Consider the following 16,812-nt stretch of genomic DNA (forward strand, 5'->3'; position numbering starts at 1 on the left):
GCCGGCCGGGGCCGGTCACGCGCCGCGCAGGATCCCGGTGAGCACCTCGGCCGCCCGGTCGATCGCGGCGTCGTCCACGTCCAGGTGGGTCACCAGCCGGCCCCTGCGCGGCCCGACCACCGACACCAGGACGCCGCGCTCACGGGCCGCCGCACCCAGGGACGGACCGTCGATCGGTGCCTTGGTCAGGTCCAGCGGAACGATGTTGGTGACCACCCGGGCGGCGTCCACGATGCCGTACGGCGCCAGCGCCTCGGCCAGCCGCGCGGCCCGGGCGTGGTCGTCTGCCAGCCGCTCGATGTGGTGGCTCAGCGCGTACTCGCCGGCCGCGGCCAGGATGCCCGCCTGCCGCATCCCGCCGCCCAGGCGCTTGCGGATGACCCGCGCCCGTTGGATGCGTTCCCGGCTGGACACCACCACCGAGCCGACCGGTGCGCCAAGACCCTTGGACAGGCAGACCGACAGCGTGTCGAACAGCCCGCCGTACGTCGCCAGCGGTACGCCGTCGGCCACGTGCGCGTGCCAGATCCGGGCGCCGTCGCAGTGCAGCCCGATCCCGGCATCGTCCGCGACGCCGCGCAGCGCCCGCAGCGTGGACAGCGGGATGACACCGCCGCCGCCGAGGTTGTGCGTCTGCTCCACCGCGATCGCCCGGGTGGGCACCGCGTTGTACCCGGCGGGTCGGATCATGCCGGCGACCGCTTCGGGGTCGAGGTCCGCCCCGGCAGCCGGCCAGGTACGCGAGGAGATCCCGCCCAGCGCGGCCGCCGCCCCGATCTCGTACGTGACGACGTGCGCGTCCGCGTCGCAGAGCAGTTCCTCGCCGGGCGGTACCAGCAGTTGGAGGCAGATCTGATTGGCCATCGAGCCGCTGGGCGTGAACATCGCGGCCTCGTGTCCGAACAGCTCCGCGACCCGCGCCTCCAGCGCGTTCACGGTGGGGTCCTCGCCGTACACGTCGTCGCCGACCTCGGCCGACGCCATCGCCTCGCGCATGGCGGCGACCGGCCGGGTCACGGTATCCGAACGGAGATCAACAATCGAGGTGGTCACCAGCGAATAGTACGAGCAGCTCCGAGCCGGGCCGCTGACGGCTTCCCGATCTTGGTGGCTCGCTACCCGCGGAGCATCTCCGCGACCAGGAACGCCAACTCCAGCGACTGCTGGGTGTTGAGCCGGGGGTCACAGGCCGTCTCATACCTGCCCGGCAGGTCGGCGTCGACCAGCGCCTGCGCGCCGCCCAGGCACTCGGTGACGTCCTCGCCGGTCAGCTCGACGTGCAGGCCGCCCGGGTGGGTGCCCAGCTCGCGGTGCACCTCGAAGTAGCCGAGCACCTCATCGACGATCCGGTCGAAATGCCGGGTCTTGTACCCGTTGGACGACTCGTGGGTGTTGCCGTGCATCGGGTCACACTGCCAGACCACCTTGTGCCCCGCCGCGGTGACCTTTTCCACGATCGGCGGCAACACGTCCTTGACCCGCTGGTTGCCCATCCGGCTGATCAGCGTCAGCCGGCCCGGGATGTTGTCCGGGTTGAGCCTCTCGCACAGTTCCAGGGCGGCTTCCGGGGTGGCCGACGGGCTGAGCTTGACGCCGACCGGGTTCGCGATGCGAGACGCGTAGTCGATGTGCGCGCCGTCCAGCCGCCGGGTCCGCTCGCCGACCCACAGGAAGTGCCCGGACAGCCCGTATGCCCTGCCGCCGGCCACCCGGGTCAGGGCCCGGTCATATTCCAGGGCCAGGGCCTCGTGCGAGCAGTACAGGGTGACGGTGCGCAGCGCCTCGTCGTCGGTCATGCCGCACGCACGGATGAACGCGATGGCCCGGTCGATCTCGCGGGCGATCGCGTCGTACCGCTCGCCCGCCGCGCTGGTCCGCACGAAACCCTTGTTCCAGTCGTGGACCAGGTGCAGGTCGGCCATGCCGCCGCCGAGGTATGCCCGGAGCATGTTCATCGCGCTGGACGCGTTGGCGTACGCCCGGATCATCCGCTGCGGGTCGGCGACCCGCGCCTCCGCCGTCGCCTCCAGCGAATTGATCATGTCGCCGCGGTATGCCGGCAGCCCGAGCGCGTCCACCTCCCCCGACCGGGGCTTGGTGTACTGCCCGGCGACCCGGGCCACCTTGATCACCGGCAGGCTGGCGCCATAGGTCAGCACGACCGCCATCTGGAGCAGGGTGCGCGCGTTGGCCAGCAGGTGCGCCTCGGTGTTGTCGGCGAACGTCTCCGCGCAGTCGCCGCCCTGGAGCAGGAACGCCTGGCCCTCACAGACCAGGGCCAGCCGCTCGCGCAGCTCGTCGACCTCGTACGGGGCGACGATGGTGGGCACCGTGGAGAGCACCTGGCTGACCTCGGCGACCTTGGTCATGTCGGGCCACGGCGGCATCTGGTCGCGGGGCAGCGTGCGCCAGTGGTCGAGCCCCAGGGACTCGATCTCCTCGGGTTCGGTGGCCGGGCGCCCGATTTCGAGACCCGGATTACGGAAGCGATGCCACTCCTGGCGCATGGCTCCTAGGGTACGGCCGGCCGTCGATCATTCCGGCACAGAGTGTCGAGGTTCCGGTGGGTGAGACTGAGCACGTCAGAGCCCTCAGAGCGGTCGCGGTATCGGCCGCCGGCCGGCGAAGCCGGCGTCCAGCCGGTGGTACCAGGTGATCTCCGGATCGCCCTCCAGCCAGCACCACAGCACCGGCACCCCGTCCAGCTCGCCGGGGAAGTCCAGCAACAGCGGCGCGTAGCCCTTGATCTGGGCACCCTGCTCGGCGAAGTGCTCCAGGTCGGCGTACAGCCTGGCCTCCAGGCCCTTGACCTCGGCCAGCCCGCCCAGCCGGCTGGTGCCGTCGCGGGACAGGTCGGCCCGCAGCTCCGCCAGGTCCGCCCGGACCACGATCAGATCATCCAGCCGCGGCCGCAGCGCCGCGAGCGTCGTGCGCGCGTCATCCAGCCCATACACGACGCTCAGTATCCGGTCACGACTGCTGCTCGGCGATCTGCCGGGCCCGGTCCCGCGCGGCTTCCAGCGCGGCGAGCAGAGCCGCGCGTACCCCGTGGTTCTCCAGCTCCCGGATCGCGCTGATCGTGGTACCGGCCGGGGAGGTGACCGCCTCGCGCAACTTGACCGGGTGCTCCCCGGAGTCGCGCAGCATGATCGCCGAACCGATCGCGGTCTGCACGATCAGGTCGTACGCCACCTGCCGGGGCAGGCCGAGCAGGATCCCGGCGTCGGTCATCGCCTCGACCAGGTAGTAGAAGTACGCCGGCCCGGAGCCGGACAGCGCGGTCACCGCGTCCTGCTGCGATTCCGGTACCCGCACCGTGCGGCCCAGCGGCGCGAACATCTCCTCGGCCAGCTCGAGATGCGCCGGGGTGGCGAACGCGCCCGCCGAGATCGCGGTCATCGCCTGGTCGACCAGTGCCGGGGTGTTGGTCATCACCCGCACGACCGGGGTGGCCTCCGGCAGCCACTTGGCGAAGAAGGACGTGGGTAGGCCGGCGCACAGCGAGACCACGAGCTTTCCGGAGGGCACCTTCGGCCCGATGTCGGTCATCAGCGCCTCGGCGTCCTGCGGCTTGACCGCGACCGCGAGCACGTCGGCCTCGCCGACCGCGGCCTCGTTCTTCAGCACCCGGATGCCGTACCGGGCGGCCAGTTCCTCCGCCCGTTCCGTCCGGCGTGCCGTAGCCAGCAGGCGACCGGCCGGCCAGCCGGAACGCAGCAGGCCGGACAGCAGCAACTCGCCGATCTTGCCGGCGCCGATGACCGCCACCGTGTGCATCTCGATGCCCTCCTCCGCTGTACCGCGCCGGAAGCACCCGCCCCCGGCGCGGCACGGGCGTCACGAACCGAAGAAGACCTCGGCCTCGGTGTACCGCTCGATCGGAACCGTCTTCAACTCCCGGGTCGCCTCGACCAGCGGTACCCGCACGATGTCGGTCGAGCGCAGCGCGACCATCTTGCCGAAGTCGCCCTCGTGCACCGCGTCGATGGCGTGCAGCCCGAACCGGGTCGCCAGCACCCGGTCGAACGCGCTCGGGGTACCGCCGCGCTGGATGTGGCCGAGCACCACGGTGCGGGCCTCCTTGCCGGTCTTGGCCTCCAGCGACTCGGACAGCCACTGGCCGATGCCGCCGAGCCGCACGTGCCCGAACGCGTCCAGCTCCTGGTTCTGGGTGACCATCTGGCCCTCCAGCGGCTGCGCGCCCTCGGCCACCACGACGATCGGCGCGTACTGGTGCTGGAAGCGCTTCTCGACGTACGTCGCCACCTGGTCGACGTCGAAGTTGCGCTCGGGCAGCAGGATCACGTTGGCGCCACCGGCAAGCCCGGCGTGCAGGGCGATCCAGCCGGCGTGCCGGCCCATGACCTCGACGACCAGCGTGCGGTGGTGGCTCTCCGCCGTGGTGTGCAGCCGGTCGATGGCCTCCATCGCGATGTTGACCGCGGTGTCGAAACCGAAGGTGTAGTCGGTGGCGCCCAGGTCGTTGTCGATGGTCTTCGGTACGCCGACCACCTTCACGTCCAACTCGTCGAGCTTGGTGGCCACCCCGAGGGTGTCCTCGCCACCGATCGCGACCAGCGCGTCGATGCCCAGCTCGGTCAGGTTGGACTTGATCTGCTCGACGCCGCCGTCAATCTTGAACGGGTTGGTGCGGGACGAGCCCAGGATCGTGCCGCCCCGGGGCAGGATGCCGCGTACCTCGGCCACGCCGAGCGGGCGGGTCAGCCCCTCCAGCGGGCCTCGCCAGCCATCCCGGAAACCCACGAACTCGTGCCCGTAGGTGTCCACCCCCTTGCGCACGACCGCGCGGATCACCGCGTTCAGGCCGGGGCAGTCCCCGCCGCCGGTCAGCACACCGATACGCATAACGTGCTCGTCCTTCCATCTGGAACGCTGGGCGTCCGGCGCCGAGGGGGGCGCCGGCAAACCGCCGACAGGTCGTTGGGTCGCTGCCCAACAAGCCCCAGGAGCACAGTTCGGCGACGTTGCCGGTCCCGGGAGGTTCGCGTCGCCGTCCGGCTTGTCACCGGTCCGACTTGGCGCTCACGAGCGCACTGTAGTACCCGGTCGCCGGGGCAGAAAGCGCCACCCCGGAGAACGCCGGATGAACGTGGGACACGCCGCCGCGGCCACGCCGAACAGGGCGGAAGCCGCCGGTCAGGATCTGCCGTCGCTCAGTACCCGCCACCGGGCCAGGTTGTGCCGGGCGTCCACGAGCGCGTGGTGCCGGCCGGTCGCGTCGGGCAACTCCGGCCGCCCCCGGTCGTCCCAGAGCTGGCGCAGGTCCTTGGTGAACCTCGGGATCTCCCGGGGCAGTGCGGTCATCGGTCCCCACAACTGGGCCAGGACGACGTGGTCGTACGCGGCGTACCAGGCCCACAGCTCGATCTCATCGGACCGGTCGCGCAGCGGCTCAGTGAGGAAGGCGTACAGGTCGTCGCGGATGCGCTGCCGGGAGCGCCAGACCGGATCGCCGGGTGAGGGCAGCCGGTCCAGCACGTTCCGGCGTACCCAGGGCACGGCGCGTGAGCCGTCGAACTCGGTGGAGACCGCGTAGAACTCGCGACCGTGCTCGTCGACCATGCCCATAGAGACCAGGTCGACGGTGCGTCCGTCCTCGATGAACTCGCAGTCGTAGAAGTAGCGGTAGACCATCACCGCCCATCATTCACTGTTCGAGTGGGGCCGGTGCCGGCGGGCGTGGCTGAAGAATCTTCACGCCGTCGCGACCTGGGCTCCGCCGTTGCCGATCACGTGCGGTGCGTGACGGTCCGCGATACGACATCAACGCCATCCGCGACCACGCCCGGATCGGCTCGTCTGGCGGACGAAAGGCGATTATCGTACGAGCAGACCCGGGCAGGGTCGGATCGGAGCCGGATTCGGGCCTGCCGCACCGGCGACCGGCGGGCGACCAGCCTCCCTGGCTGGCGCAGACCACCGGAAACCGGCTAGCCTGCCACGCGGTACCCGTCACGTAGCGGTATGGGGTCACCGCGTACGTCAGGGGTGTACACAGAGCAACATCAGCGTCATGATCTAGTTACCTGTTGTACGGCGACCGGGGAGGGGTTGGCCCGTGGATGTACGGCTGCCGGATCCCGGCGACGCATTGACCGGTGTTGACATGTTCGCTGGCCTGGAACCCGAGGTTCGCCAGCGGGTCATCGCCGCGGCGGTTCCCCGCACGTACCGCAAGGGTCAGCTGCTGTTCGTCGAGAACGATCCCGGCGACTCGCTCATCATTCTCAAGCGCGGCGCGATCGCGGTCTTCCGCACCTCGCCGACCGGCGAGCGCGCGGTCCTCACCGTGATCCGTCCGCCGGACGTGTTCGGTGAAGTGTCGCTTCTGGACGGTTCGGCGCGCTCGGCATCGGCCGAGGCCATCGAGGACTGCTCGGCGCTCGCCCTGTCCCGTGGCGCGTTCATCGAACTCGTGCACGCGAACTCGCACATCCTCGACGCGGTCATGCGCTCGCTGGGCGCGCTGATCCGCCGGCTGACCGAGCAGAATGCCGACCACGTCTTCCTGGACCTGCCCGGGCGGGTGGCCAAGACTCTGGTCCGGCTCGCCGGGGACAGCCACGCCCCGATGGTCACCATCGAGCTGAACCAGAGTCAGCTCGCGGAGATGGCCGGCGGCTCCCGGCAGAGCGTCAACCAGGCGATCGGCTCGTTCGCCAGTCGCGGCTGGCTGCGCACCGAAGGCCGGCGCATCGTCGTCACCGACCTGGCCGCGCTGCGCCGCCGCGGCGGCATGACCGACCGCTGAGCGGCGGGGAGGCCGTGGGTCGCTCGCCGCTCGCCACGAGCCCGGCGTTCCGCCGCTACTGGGCGGGGCGCCTCGCCTCCTACGCCGGGGACCAGATAGCGCGCACCGCGCTGCTCATCGCCGTGTTCGATCGCAACGGCGGCGCGGCGGTGGGTTGGCTGCTGCTGGTCAGCACCGCGCCCCGGCTGCTCGGGCCGCTGCTCGGCGCGCTGGCCGACCGGTTCGACCAGCGCCGGCTGATGGTCGGCTGCGACACCGCGCAGGCGGTCATCTACCTGGCCATCGCCGTGACGATGCCGTCGCTGCCGGTACTGCTCGGGCTCACCGCGCTGGGCACCGGCTTCGCGACACTGTTCACTCCGGCCGGACGCAGCCTCGTGCCCCAACTGGTCGGCATCGAGCGGTTGCCGGCCGCGAACGCCCAACTCGCCGCCGCGGTCAACACCGGCATCGCGGCCGGGCCGGCACTCGGTGGCCTGCTGCTGGCCGGCGCCGGGCTGCGGGCCACGCTGCTGGTCAACGCCGCCACCTTCGTCCTGTCCGCGGCGCTGCTGGCGGCTCCGGGCTTCCGGCGCCGGTTGCCGGCGGTCTCGCCCGTCGCTCCTCCCGCCGTCGCTTCTCCCACCGTGGCTCCTCCCGCCGTCGCCTCTCCCACCGTGGCCGCCGGGGCCGGTGCGCGGTCCGGTGCGCCGGTCCGCGCCAGGGTCACTCCGGACCCGGCCGACTCGCCGGGCGTACCGGCCGGGTCCGGCGTCGCGCCGGCCGCGGTACCGCCCGGCTCCGGTGTGGTCGCGGCGGCCACGCCGACACCGCACGAGTCGGTACTGGGCGACCTGCGCGCCGGGCTGGCCATCGCGTGGGCGGACCGGGTGGTCCGGGCGGTCGCGCTGACCCTGCTCGTGGGCGTGGTCTTCGCGGCGCTGGACAACGTGGCGGTCGTACCGTTCGGTCGCGGGGTGCTGCACGCCAGCGACACCGCGGTCGGCGCGCTGGGCACCGGGTACGGGGTCGGGATGGCGCTGGCTCCGATGCTGCTCACGCTCGGCGGGTCGTTCCGCGCCGAACGGGTACTCGCGGTGGGGCTACTGTCGTTCGGCGCGGGTACCGCGCTCACCGCCGTCATGCCGGTGCTCGGGCTGGCCCTGATCGGTCAGGCGCTCGCGGGTGCCGGGAACGGCTGGCAGAACGTGGCCAACGACACGCTCATCCAGCAACGCGTACCGCAGCAGCGGCTCGGTACGGTCTTCGGCACCGTATACACGTTCCCGTACGCGGCCGAGGTCCTCGCGTACGCGATCGGTGGCCCGCTGCTCGCCGAGATGGGACCGCGCTGGGTACTCGTGGTCGCCGGTGTCGGGGTGCTGGGCACCCTGGCGTTCGCGTACCCGGTGCTGACCCACGCGGTACACACCGGCCGCCGGCCGGCCGAAGCGCACTGAAAGGCTCACGACATCCAGAAGGCGGGGCCGGATCGATCCGGCCCCGCCTTCTGACACTCCTTGCCGCTCGGTTCGTTACTCGTCGTCCGAGTCCTCTTCCGATTCCTCGGTCTCCTCGCTGGGCCCGACGTAGCTCGGGCCGACGTAGCCCGGCTCCCGCTCGTCGCTCTCACTCGGACCGACGTAGCCGGATTCCTCGTTCTCTTCGCCAGCGTTCTCTACCACGCCCTGCTCCTCCAGCTCGGCGAGCGTGACCACGTCGACATCGACGAACTCCCCGGCGTCATGCACCGCACCGGAAGGGTCGGCCCAAGTTGCCGCGAGTCGCACGTACACCGTTCGGGTCCCTCCGCTCGCGCCTGTCTGACTGACCTGTCCTCAACCAATCGCCGCGAACGAAGTCTGATCGCCGCAGGCGATTGCCGACTTTACTTCCAGAGACGCTTCACTCGCTGTCCTGCTTCGCCTATCAGACACGTTGGTCGGACCCCTGCCGCCGTGTCACGATACTGAGCGTCTGCCGAGCGAGCCCGGAACTCCGGAGGACGACATCGAATCCACGTGCCCGACCTGCCATCGGATCGCCAACGCCGACGATCGCTTCTGCGGTGGTTGTGGCGCGAGCCTGCGACCGGCGTGCCCGCACTGCGGGCACTCCAACGATACGGGCGCGTCGTTCTGCACCAGTTGCGGGCGGCCTCTGCAGGAGCCGGCGGCCGATCGGCGGCGGGTCAGCGTTCTGTTCATCGACGTTGTCGGATTCACGTCCTTTACCGAGGGTTCCGATCCGGAGCAGGTCCGGGCGATGCAGAACGACTACTTCACCGCGGTACGGCGGGTGATCGGCCAGTACGGCGGGGTGGTCGAGAAATACATCGGCGACGCGGCGATGGCGTTGTTCGGCGCGCCGGTGGCCACCGAGAACGACGCGTTGCGTTGCGTCCGGGCCGCCCTGGAACTGCAACGGGTGCTACCCCGGCAGGCCCGCATCAAGGTCGCCGACCTGACCTTCCGGGTCGGCATCGCCACCGGCGAGGCGCTCGTCGACGTGTCCGCTGCTCGGGACGGAGGCCAGTCCATCGTCGCCGGTGACGTGGTCAACACGGCCGCCCGGCTCCAGGAACTCGCGCCCGGCGGTGGGGTCTTCATCTGTGAGAACACCCACGCCGCCACGCACACCGACATCGAGTATGACGAGCAGCCGACCTCGGTGCTGCGCGGCCGGTCACGACCCAGCCGGATCTGGCTGGCGGTCGCCGCCCGCCGTTCGCGGGCCAGCCAACTGGACACCGAGCTGACCCCGATGGTCGACCGGGAGCACGAGCGCGGCCTGCTCATCAACGCGCTGCACCGGACCGTCCGCACCCAGACGCCGCAGTTGGTGACCATCTTCGGTGCGGCCGGCATCGGCAAGAGCCGGCTGCTGCGCGAGCTGGCCCGGCATGCGGCCACCATCACCGACCCGCCGATCTGCTGGCGGATCGGGCACTGCCCGCCGTTCGGCGAGAACGTCGCGTACGCCGCGCTGGCCGACATCGTGAAGGCGGAGGCGTCGATCCTCGACTCCGACGACGAACAGACCGCCCGGCGCCGGTTGCACGCCACGCTGACCGAGCTGACCGCCGGCGACGACGTGGACCGGCTCGCCGGCGCGCTGGAGCCGCTGGTCGGGTTGCCCGGTGCCGGCCTGTCGCCGGCCGAGACCGAACAGTCCTGGCGGCGGTTCATCCTCGCGATGGCGGCCCGGCAGCCGACCGTACTGGTCTTCGAGGACCTGCACTGGGCGGACGAGCCGATGCTGCGGTTCGTCGAGATGCTCGGCGCCTCGGCCCGCGGGTTGCCGCTGCTGGTGATCTGCACCGCCCGCCCAGAGCTGCGCGAGCGGCAGCCGAGCTGGACCAGCGCCATCACCGGCACGGTGTCCATCTCGCTGCCGCCGATGTCCGACGCCGACATCGGCGCGCTGTACTCGCTGATGTTCGGCGCCGCCACGGTCACCCCCGACACCCTCGTCGAGCTTGCCGACGGCAACCCGCTGTACGCGCACGAGTACGTGCGCATGCTGCTGGAGGGCGGCATGCGCCGGCCGGCCAGCACCCCGTCGACCGCCGATCTCGCCGCCGCCCCACCGATGCCGGACAACGTGCAGGCGGTCATCGCCAACCGGCTGGACCTGCTCGACCCGGCGGACCGCACGATCCTCCAGGCCGCCGCCGTGGTGGGTCGGCAGTTCTGGCCCGGTGCCGTGGCGCACGCGGCCAACCGGCCGGTCGAGTCCGCCGAGCGGGCCCTGTACCGGCTGGAGCAACGCGACCTGATCCAGGAGTTGCCCACCTCGACGATGGCCGGCCAGACGGAGTACCGGTTCCGGCACATCCTGGTCCGCGACGTCTGTTACCAGCGACTGCCCCGAAGCGAGCGGGTGGCCCGCCACCAGCGGACGGCGGATTGGCTGGAGCCGGTCTCCGACGCCCGGCAGAGCGACCTCGCCGAGGTGCTCGCGCACCATCGCTGGGCGGCTCACGAAATCACCCGGACGCTGGGCATGGATACCGCGCCGTACGCTCCGGCGGCCCGGGACGCCATGCACCGCGCGGCCCGCCGGGCGTACGCGCTGCACGCCCTGGACGCCGCCGCCGAGTGGGTACACCGGGCCCAGGGGCTCAACCTGCCCGAGGATCCGGCGCTCGACCTGCTCGCCGCCGAGCTGGCCTTCTACCGCGACGGCGACGCGTTCCTCGCCGACAATGGGATCGACCTGCTCGAACGGCTCGCCGGCCGGCTCATCGAGGCAGGCGACCGGGCCGGCGCGGCGCACGCCTGGACGCTGCTCGGCACCGCGGCCTGGATGCGCGCCGACCGGCCGGCCACCCTGGCCTACCTGGACCGTGCCGTCGACCTCTACGCCTCGCTGCCCGACTCGGCCGACAAGGCCACGGCGCTGCTGGAGCTGGCCCGGGCGCGCATGGTCAACTTCGAGACCGAGCCGGCCATCGTCGCCGCCGACGCGGCCGCCGAGCTGGCCGACCGGCTCGGGCTCATCGAGGTGCACGCCAGCGCGATGATCACGCTGGCTACCGCCCGGTTCCTGGCCGGCGATCAGGAGGGGTTCGAGCAGCTGCGGGAGGCGACCGAGCACTCCCGGCGGCACCGGCTGGAGAGCCGCCGGCGTGCCGTCAACAACCTGGCCTGGGCGTACATGGAGGAAGGCGACCTGGCCGCCTGCAACCGGTTGATCGACGAGCAGAACAGCCTGGACGTGGCGGGCGGCCACGGGTTGACGGCCAGCTTCGCGGAGGAGGCCGGACGGGCATACTACGCGGGCAACTGGGCCGACTCCATCAAGGCGACAGTCGCCGTGATGCAACGCCCGACGGCCGACTGGGACCTGTACGTGGTGGTCCAGAGCATGTGGCTGCGGGCCCTGCGCGGGGAGGACGTCGATGACGTGGCCGTCGACCGGGCGGTGGCCACGGCGAAGCGCGGCGGATTCCACCGGGTACTGCTGGCCACGCTCGCGCACGCGACCCTCTGCCGGGTCCTGCAGGGCCGCACCGAGCAAGCCTGGGAGCTGCTGGAGTCGCTGGAGGAGGACTGGGCCGGCACCGACATGCTGGCGTTCGCCGAGTGGGTGATCGCGATCGCCAACGCCGGCGTGCTGCTGGGAACGGAGGGCGCCGCCCGGGTACGGGCGATCCTGGAGCGCTCGCCGCGGTACACGCCCTGGGTCCTGGCCGCCCTGAGCATGCTCGACGCCTGCCAGGGTGAGGACCCGGAGCCGTACCTGAAGGCGGCCGAGCGGTACACGCGCATCGGCGACGCCACCGACCGGGTGCTGGCGCTGGTCCACGCCGCCCGGGCGATGCACGCGGCCGGGACGCTCCGCCGGAGCGACCCGATCCTCGCCGAGATCGCCGAGTTCGCCGGACGCAACCAGGCCCAGCGGCTGCTGGACGGGCTGCCGGTCCGGAGCTGACCGGCCGGCGGGCCGTTACCCGGCGGCGGTCAGGCCGCCAGCGCGGTGTTGTTGGCCGGGGTCTCCGGCGTCTTGACCTTCTGGGCGTAGACGTCCACGTACTCCCGGCCGGACAGCTCCATCAGCTCGTACATGATCTCGTCGGTCACCGCGCGCTCGATGAACCGGTCGCCGGACATGCCCGAGTACCGGGAGAAGTCGATCGGCCGGCCGAACCGGATCCGTACCCGCTTGATCCGCGGCAGCATCCTGCCCAGCGGCTGGATCTCGTCGGAGTTGAGCATGACCACCGGGATCACCGGCGCGCCCGAGTCGAGCGCGAGCCGGGCCACCCCGGTCTTGCCACGGTAGAGCCGGCCGTCCGGCGACCGGGTGCCCTCCGGATAGATGCCGAACAACCTGCCTTCGGCGAGGATGCGCAGCCCGGTGTCGATGGCGGCCTGGGCGGCGCGGCCACCCGAGCGGTCGACCGGGATGGTACCGGTACCGACGAAGAACATCTTGGTGACGAAGCCCCTGATGCCCTTTCCGGTGAAGTATTCGGCCTTCGCCACAAAGGTCACCTTTCGCTTGACCATGAGCGGCATGAAGATCGAATCAGAGAACGAAAGGTGGTTGCTCGCAATGATCGCGGCCCCCACGTCGGGCACGTTGTCGCGCCCCTCGACGTGCGGCCGGAATATCAACCTCAGCCAGGGGCCGAGGATGACGTACTTGAGCAGCCAGTAGAGCACGTGGGTCCTTCCTGGTTTCCATCCCGGACTCAGGGAGTCGGCATGAGCCTACGAAGACTGCGTGGCACACCACAACGCACTCCCCGAAGTACCCGTCGCCGTGTCACGATTCAACCCTGGGCCGCGATCGGCTGCCCCGGCTGCCTGAGGGAGGTGGGCAGGGTGACATCGGGTGGTGCTCGCCGGGGACGGCGGGACAACGGACTGGTCGCGGCCGCGTATGCGGCTGCCGGAGATGTGGATCCCCGAGTCGGCGAACACCTGCTGGACGTGCTGGGCCTTCGAGGCATAGCTGCCTACCTGCAACCCGCGTCCGATCTTCATCCGGTCACCCGGACCACGACGCTGCCCTCGCGCCCCACCGACCGGCTGTACGTGGACCGCGCGCACCTGGAGACCGCCCGGGAATACCTGGCCCAGTTGGGTCCCGACGCTCCCCCGGCCGCGCAGCACAGCGACCAGGAGGTCGACGAGGCGTTCGCCGAGATCATCGCGGGCTTCGACCTGCCGGACGAGTCGGTGAGCTGGCCGGCGGTCGAGGATCTGCCGAGCGAGCGCGAGGAGGAGCCCGAGCAGGATCGCGGCGCGGAGGCGTCGGCCGGCGCCACGCCCCCGGCCCTGCAGCGCTGGTCCCACAGCACGGTCACCACCGGTCAGGACGAGCCGTCCCTGCTCGACGGCCTGGACGCGCTGGACAGCATGCAGGCGGAAGACGAGGAGGGATACACCCCGCCGCCGCCACCGCCGCTGCCCAGGTTCGCCCCAGTGACCATCCTCGCGGTGGCCGGCATCCTGGTCGGCGTGGTGCTGCTGTTCGATCCCGGCCTCCTGCCCACGGCCAATAGCGTCGCCATGACGCTGGGCTTCTGCGGCATCCTGGCCGGCTTCATCACGCTGATCTGGCGCCTGCGTTCGGGCGACGACGATGACGACTGGGATCCGGACGACGGAGCGGTCGTCTAACCTTCCGCCCCCTTCTCCAGCCAGTCGAGGATCGCGTCGAGCGGTTCGGCCCACCGCGAGTCGAGCATGAGGTCATGCCCCATCCCGGGGAACATCAGCGGGGCGCCGCCGTACCAGCGGGCCGTCCGGGCCAGCGCCGAGCGCGGTACCAGCCGGTCGTCCGGGCTGCCCAGGACCAGCACCGGCGGCTGGCCGACACCGGGCTCCGGCGTGCCGGCGACCAGCAGCTGCCACTGCGCCAGCGCGGCCGCGCGACCCAGCCGGGAGGCATAGCCACGGGCGGTCGCCGCCGGCAGCTCCCGCCCGAACAGCGCGCCCCGGCCGGGGCGCAGCGGGCCGCCGAACAGCGCCGGTACGGTCGCGGCCGGGTTGCGCGCCGCGACCGCCGCCGCCATCTTCCAGCCGCCCAGCACCGGAGCCACCAGCACACCGGCCCGGGCCGGGTAGCGGGCCAGCGCGCCGGTCACCACGCGGGCGCCGGCACCGTGCCCGACCAGCACCGCCTGGCGGGGCAGCGAGGCGGCGACCTGGACCACGTCGTGCACGTACGCGCGCAGCGTCGTCTTCGGGGCCCTGCCGCTGGCGCCGTGGCCGCGCAGGCTCATCGCGTACGCCGGAAAGCCGCGGGCGGCGGCGTGCTCCAGCCAGTTCTCCGCGAACGCCCAGGCACCGTGGCCGAAACCGGGGACGAACAGGACCGGCGGCTTGCCCTCGTCGATCCCCGGAGTGGCCGCCCGAATCTCGCGGGACACCGGCCGGATCGGGTACGCCCACTCCACCGACCGGATAATCTTGGTGCTCACTGGAGTTCTTCCTCCTCTGGCCGCGACGGGTGCGGCTCGTGCCTTGCCTGACCGGCTCGTACCTCGGCTGGCCGGCTCAGGCCGGGCTGAGCTGGTCCAGGGTGTGCTGCAGGGCACGCAGGTAGTCGACGTGATTGATCTCGAACCAGTGCCGGCTGGAGTCCTTGATCCGGGCAGCGGTGAACCGCTGGTCGGGCGCCACGGCGGCCTGCCGCCAGAACGCCGCGGCGCGGCTCGGATCCGACTCGCGCAACCGCAGCCAGCGGGCGATCGCCACGGCCTGCCAGTGCGTGATCGCGAACACGCCCGAGTCGGACTGGATCAGGCCGGCGACGGCCAGCGTGGGGTGCCGGCGGGCGAACGTGTGCAGATGGAGCCGGGGCCGGCCCTCCGCATCGACGTTCAGCACCTCGGGCGCCAGGAACTCGAACCGGGGCAGGTAGCCGGTGGCCATCACGACCAGGTCCGGCTCGATGGTCTGGCCATTGGTCAGAACGACGGCGGTGCGCTCGAAGCGGGCCACGTCCGGTACCGGTCGGATCCCGCCGTGCCCCACGTAGTACACCAACTGGCTGTTGACGATCGGGTGCGTCTCGAACACCTTGTGGTCCGGGGCCGGCATGCCGAACCGGGTCAGGTCGCCGACCTGACGGCGCAGGATCCGCTGGAGCAGCCACTGGCGCATCCGCAGCGGAAGCCGCAGCGCCAGGAGCCGGTCACCCAACTGGTCGGCCGGGCGGCCGCCGACGAACTTCGGCGCGTACCAGTACCCCCGGCGGGTCGAGTGCCAGCACTCCGCGGCCTGCTGGGCGGCCTCGACCGCGATGTCGCAGCCGGTGTTGCCGGCACCGATCACCAGTACCTTGCGCCCGCGCAACTGGGCCGCGTCCTTGTACGCGCTGGCGTGGATCACCTCGCCGCGGTAATCCGCCAGGCCGTCGTAGGCCGGCAGCTTGGGCGACCAGTTGTGCCCGTTGGCGAGCACCACAGCGGCGTACCGCGAGGTCCGCTCCCGCTGCCCGACCCGGGTGGTGACGTCCCAGTGCTCCGCCTCGGCCGGTTCGACGCGGACCACCTCGCTGCCGAACCAGACGTGCTCGCGCAGGCCGAAGTGCTCGGCGTACCGGTCGAGGTAGCCGTGCACCTGGCTGTGATGCGGGTAGTCCGGCCAGTCGTCCGGCATCGGGAAGTCGGGGAACTGGGTGAACGGCTTCGAGGAGACCAGGTGTGTGCTGGCGTAGACCGGGCTGCGGTCGTGCCGCCAGTTCCACGCGCCTCCGACGCCGGTCTCACGCTCGTAGCAGTCGACCGCGAAGCCGTGCTCGCGCAGGTTCTTGATCGCGACCAGGCCGCTCGCCCCGGCGCCGATCACGCACACGGCGCCACCGCGGTCGTAGACCGGCCGGTCGCCTCGCCAGATCGTCGCCGTGGCTCCGGTGCTCTCCCAGTCGGCCGAGTCGAGACTCACCGGGCCTCCCCACGTTGCTGTGCGTGCACGGACGCGGACCGTCAGCACGTAGCGGGCGGCGGTCCGGCTGCGCCATCTTCGAGGCTCGGGCGGTGGTTTGTCCAGTGCGGACGGCAGCCCTCCCCCGTCACGGCGCCGTGAACAGCACGAGGCCGCCGGAACGCTCCGGCGGCCCCACACGGGTACGGGTCAGCGACCGTTGTTCTTCTTCATCCGCCCGGTACCGGCCGACGCCACGTTGTCCTGCTTCATCGACCGATCGATGACGGTACCGTCGGTGTCCGGGCCGGTCACGATCGCGGCCCCGCGGCCCGATCCTCCGGCGGTCTTGCGCCGACCCTTGCTCTTGGCCTGGTGAATAGCGCGTTTGTCGGGCACTCTCGGCTCCCTTCGCGATACCCGTGCCGGGTCGCGGTACGGATGACAAGCGACGTATCCGGCAAATCCGCCCAAATTCGGGCGTATACTGTCCACGCTATCAGCGCCGGAGTGGCGACACGCCCTCCATCGATCCATACGACTGCCCGCGACCGGTCGGTCGGTCAGGTGGGTCACGCCGGACTGTGCTCGCCTCCGCCAAAAATCGGCTCCGGCTGCGCTCAGTCAGGTCACGCTCGGACTGTGCTCGCCTCCGCCACAGATCGGCTCCGGCTGCGC

General features: G+C 71.3%; 15 protein-coding genes. 4 read left to right on the plus strand and 11 right to left on the minus strand.

All coding sequences use genetic code 11. The features are described 5' to 3' along the window. Nucleotides 1–15: 15 nt before the first annotated feature. From Raf01_RS33990 to Raf01_RS34015, 6 genes are all read right to left on the minus strand, one after another. Nucleotides 16–1,041 carry a threonine aldolase family protein gene (locus tag Raf01_RS33990; protein ID WP_373319656.1) on the minus strand — a complete coding sequence of 342 codons (1,026 nt, stop codon included), beginning with the start codon at nucleotides 1,039–1,041 and terminating at the stop codon, nucleotides 16–18. A gap of 74 nt (nucleotides 1,042–1,115) precedes the next feature. Next, nucleotides 1,116–2,507: a class II 3-deoxy-7-phosphoheptulonate synthase gene (locus Raf01_RS33995; protein WP_203922184.1), complete on the minus strand. Its 1,392-nt coding sequence runs from the start codon at nucleotides 2,505–2,507 to the stop codon at nucleotides 1,116–1,118. A gap of 84 nt (nucleotides 2,508–2,591) precedes the next feature. After that, nucleotides 2,592–2,954 (minus strand): DUF2203 domain-containing protein, encoded by a 363-nt coding sequence (locus tag Raf01_RS34000; RefSeq protein ID WP_203922185.1) that lies wholly within the window; start codon nucleotides 2,952–2,954, stop codon nucleotides 2,592–2,594. 16 nt (nucleotides 2,955–2,970) lie between these two features. Then, nucleotides 2,971–3,777: a pyrroline-5-carboxylate reductase gene (proC, locus tag Raf01_RS34005; protein WP_203922186.1), complete on the minus strand. Its 807-nt coding sequence runs from the start codon at nucleotides 3,775–3,777 to the stop codon at nucleotides 2,971–2,973. Between the two features lie 60 nt (nucleotides 3,778–3,837). Beyond that, nucleotides 3,838–4,866: a 6-phosphofructokinase gene (locus Raf01_RS34010; protein WP_203922187.1), complete on the minus strand. Its 1,029-nt coding sequence runs from the start codon at nucleotides 4,864–4,866 to the stop codon at nucleotides 3,838–3,840. Nucleotides 4,867–5,157: 291 nt separating this feature from the next. Then, nucleotides 5,158–5,655: a polyadenylate-specific 3'-exoribonuclease AS gene (locus tag Raf01_RS34015; protein ID WP_203922245.1), complete on the minus strand. Its 498-nt coding sequence runs from the start codon at nucleotides 5,653–5,655 to the stop codon at nucleotides 5,158–5,160. Nucleotides 5,656–6,079: 424 nt separating this feature from the next. Between Raf01_RS34015 and Raf01_RS34020 the strand changes: the two genes are divergently transcribed. Further along, nucleotides 6,080–6,772 carry a Crp/Fnr family transcriptional regulator gene (locus tag Raf01_RS34020; RefSeq protein WP_203922188.1) on the plus strand — a complete coding sequence of 231 codons (693 nt, stop codon included), beginning with the start codon at nucleotides 6,080–6,082 and terminating at the stop codon, nucleotides 6,770–6,772. A 14-nt stretch (nucleotides 6,773–6,786) separates the two neighbouring features. Continuing rightward, nucleotides 6,787–8,211: an MFS transporter gene (locus tag Raf01_RS34025; protein WP_203922189.1), complete on the plus strand. Its 1,425-nt coding sequence runs from the start codon at nucleotides 6,787–6,789 to the stop codon at nucleotides 8,209–8,211. Between the two features lie 75 nt (nucleotides 8,212–8,286). On the opposite strand, the gene Raf01_RS34030 is transcribed toward Raf01_RS34025, so the two are convergent. Beyond that, nucleotides 8,287–8,547, minus strand: coding sequence for a hypothetical protein (locus Raf01_RS34030; protein ID WP_203922190.1), 261 nt, complete (start codon nucleotides 8,545–8,547; stop codon nucleotides 8,287–8,289). Nucleotides 8,548–8,689: 142 nt separating this feature from the next. Here Raf01_RS34030 and Raf01_RS34035 point away from each other — a divergent pair, with 142 nt between their 5' ends. Then, complete coding sequence (locus Raf01_RS34035; protein ID WP_275413111.1) at nucleotides 8,690–12,187, plus strand: AAA family ATPase; 3,498 nt, start codon at nucleotides 8,690–8,692, stop codon at nucleotides 12,185–12,187. 29 nt (nucleotides 12,188–12,216) lie between these two features. Here the strand turns inward: Raf01_RS34035 and Raf01_RS34040 are convergent, their stop codons facing one another. Further along, on the minus strand, nucleotides 12,217–12,921 hold the full coding sequence (locus tag Raf01_RS34040) for a lysophospholipid acyltransferase family protein (protein WP_203922191.1): 705 nt from the start codon (nucleotides 12,919–12,921) through the stop codon (nucleotides 12,217–12,219). A 162-nt stretch (nucleotides 12,922–13,083) separates the two neighbouring features. On the opposite strand from Raf01_RS34040, the gene Raf01_RS34045 reads away from it, so the two are divergent. Next, nucleotides 13,084–13,884, plus strand: a complete 801-nt coding sequence (locus Raf01_RS34045) for a DUF308 domain-containing protein (RefSeq protein ID WP_203922192.1) — start codon at nucleotides 13,084–13,086, stop codon at nucleotides 13,882–13,884. On the opposite strand, the gene Raf01_RS34050 is transcribed toward Raf01_RS34045, so the two are convergent. The 3 genes from Raf01_RS34050 to Raf01_RS34060 all read right to left on the minus strand — a co-directional run bounded on the left by Raf01_RS34050 (nucleotide 13,881) and on the right by Raf01_RS34060 (nucleotide 16,533). Then, on the minus strand, nucleotides 13,881–14,687 hold the full coding sequence (locus Raf01_RS34050) for an alpha/beta hydrolase (RefSeq protein WP_239134181.1): 807 nt from the start codon (nucleotides 14,685–14,687) through the stop codon (nucleotides 13,881–13,883). The two genes, Raf01_RS34045 and Raf01_RS34050, sit on opposite strands and share 4 nt — an antisense overlap. Before the next feature lie 76 nt (nucleotides 14,688–14,763). Next, a complete protein-coding gene (locus Raf01_RS34055; protein WP_203922193.1) occupies nucleotides 14,764–16,155 on the minus strand; it encodes a flavin-containing monooxygenase in 1,392 nt (463 codons plus the stop codon). Between the two features lie 189 nt (nucleotides 16,156–16,344). Continuing rightward, nucleotides 16,345–16,533, minus strand: a complete 189-nt coding sequence (locus tag Raf01_RS34060) for a hypothetical protein (RefSeq protein WP_203922194.1) — start codon at nucleotides 16,531–16,533, stop codon at nucleotides 16,345–16,347. Nucleotides 16,534–16,812 lie beyond the last annotated feature (279 nt).

The sequence above is a fragment of the Rugosimonospora africana genome (assembly GCF_016862975.1).
Taxonomy (GTDB): domain Bacteria; phylum Actinomycetota; class Actinomycetes; order Mycobacteriales; family Micromonosporaceae; genus Rugosimonospora; species Rugosimonospora africana.

Bases quoted from the DNA above. Each gene is read 5' to 3' on its own strand.
- proC (WP_203922186.1), bottom strand. From the start codon at position 3,777: ATGCACACGGTGGCGGTCATCGGCGCCGGCAAGATCGGCGAGTTGCTG.
- Raf01_RS33995 (WP_203922184.1), bottom strand. From the start codon at position 2,507: ATGCGCCAGGAGTGGCATCGCTTCCGTAATCCGGGTCTCGAAATCGGG.
- Raf01_RS34015 (WP_203922245.1), bottom strand. From the start codon at position 5,655: ATGGTCTACCGCTACTTCTACGACTGCGAGTTCATCGAGGACGGACGC.
- Raf01_RS34010 (WP_203922187.1), bottom strand. From the start codon at position 4,866: ATGCGTATCGGTGTGCTGACCGGCGGCGGGGACTGCCCCGGCCTGAAC.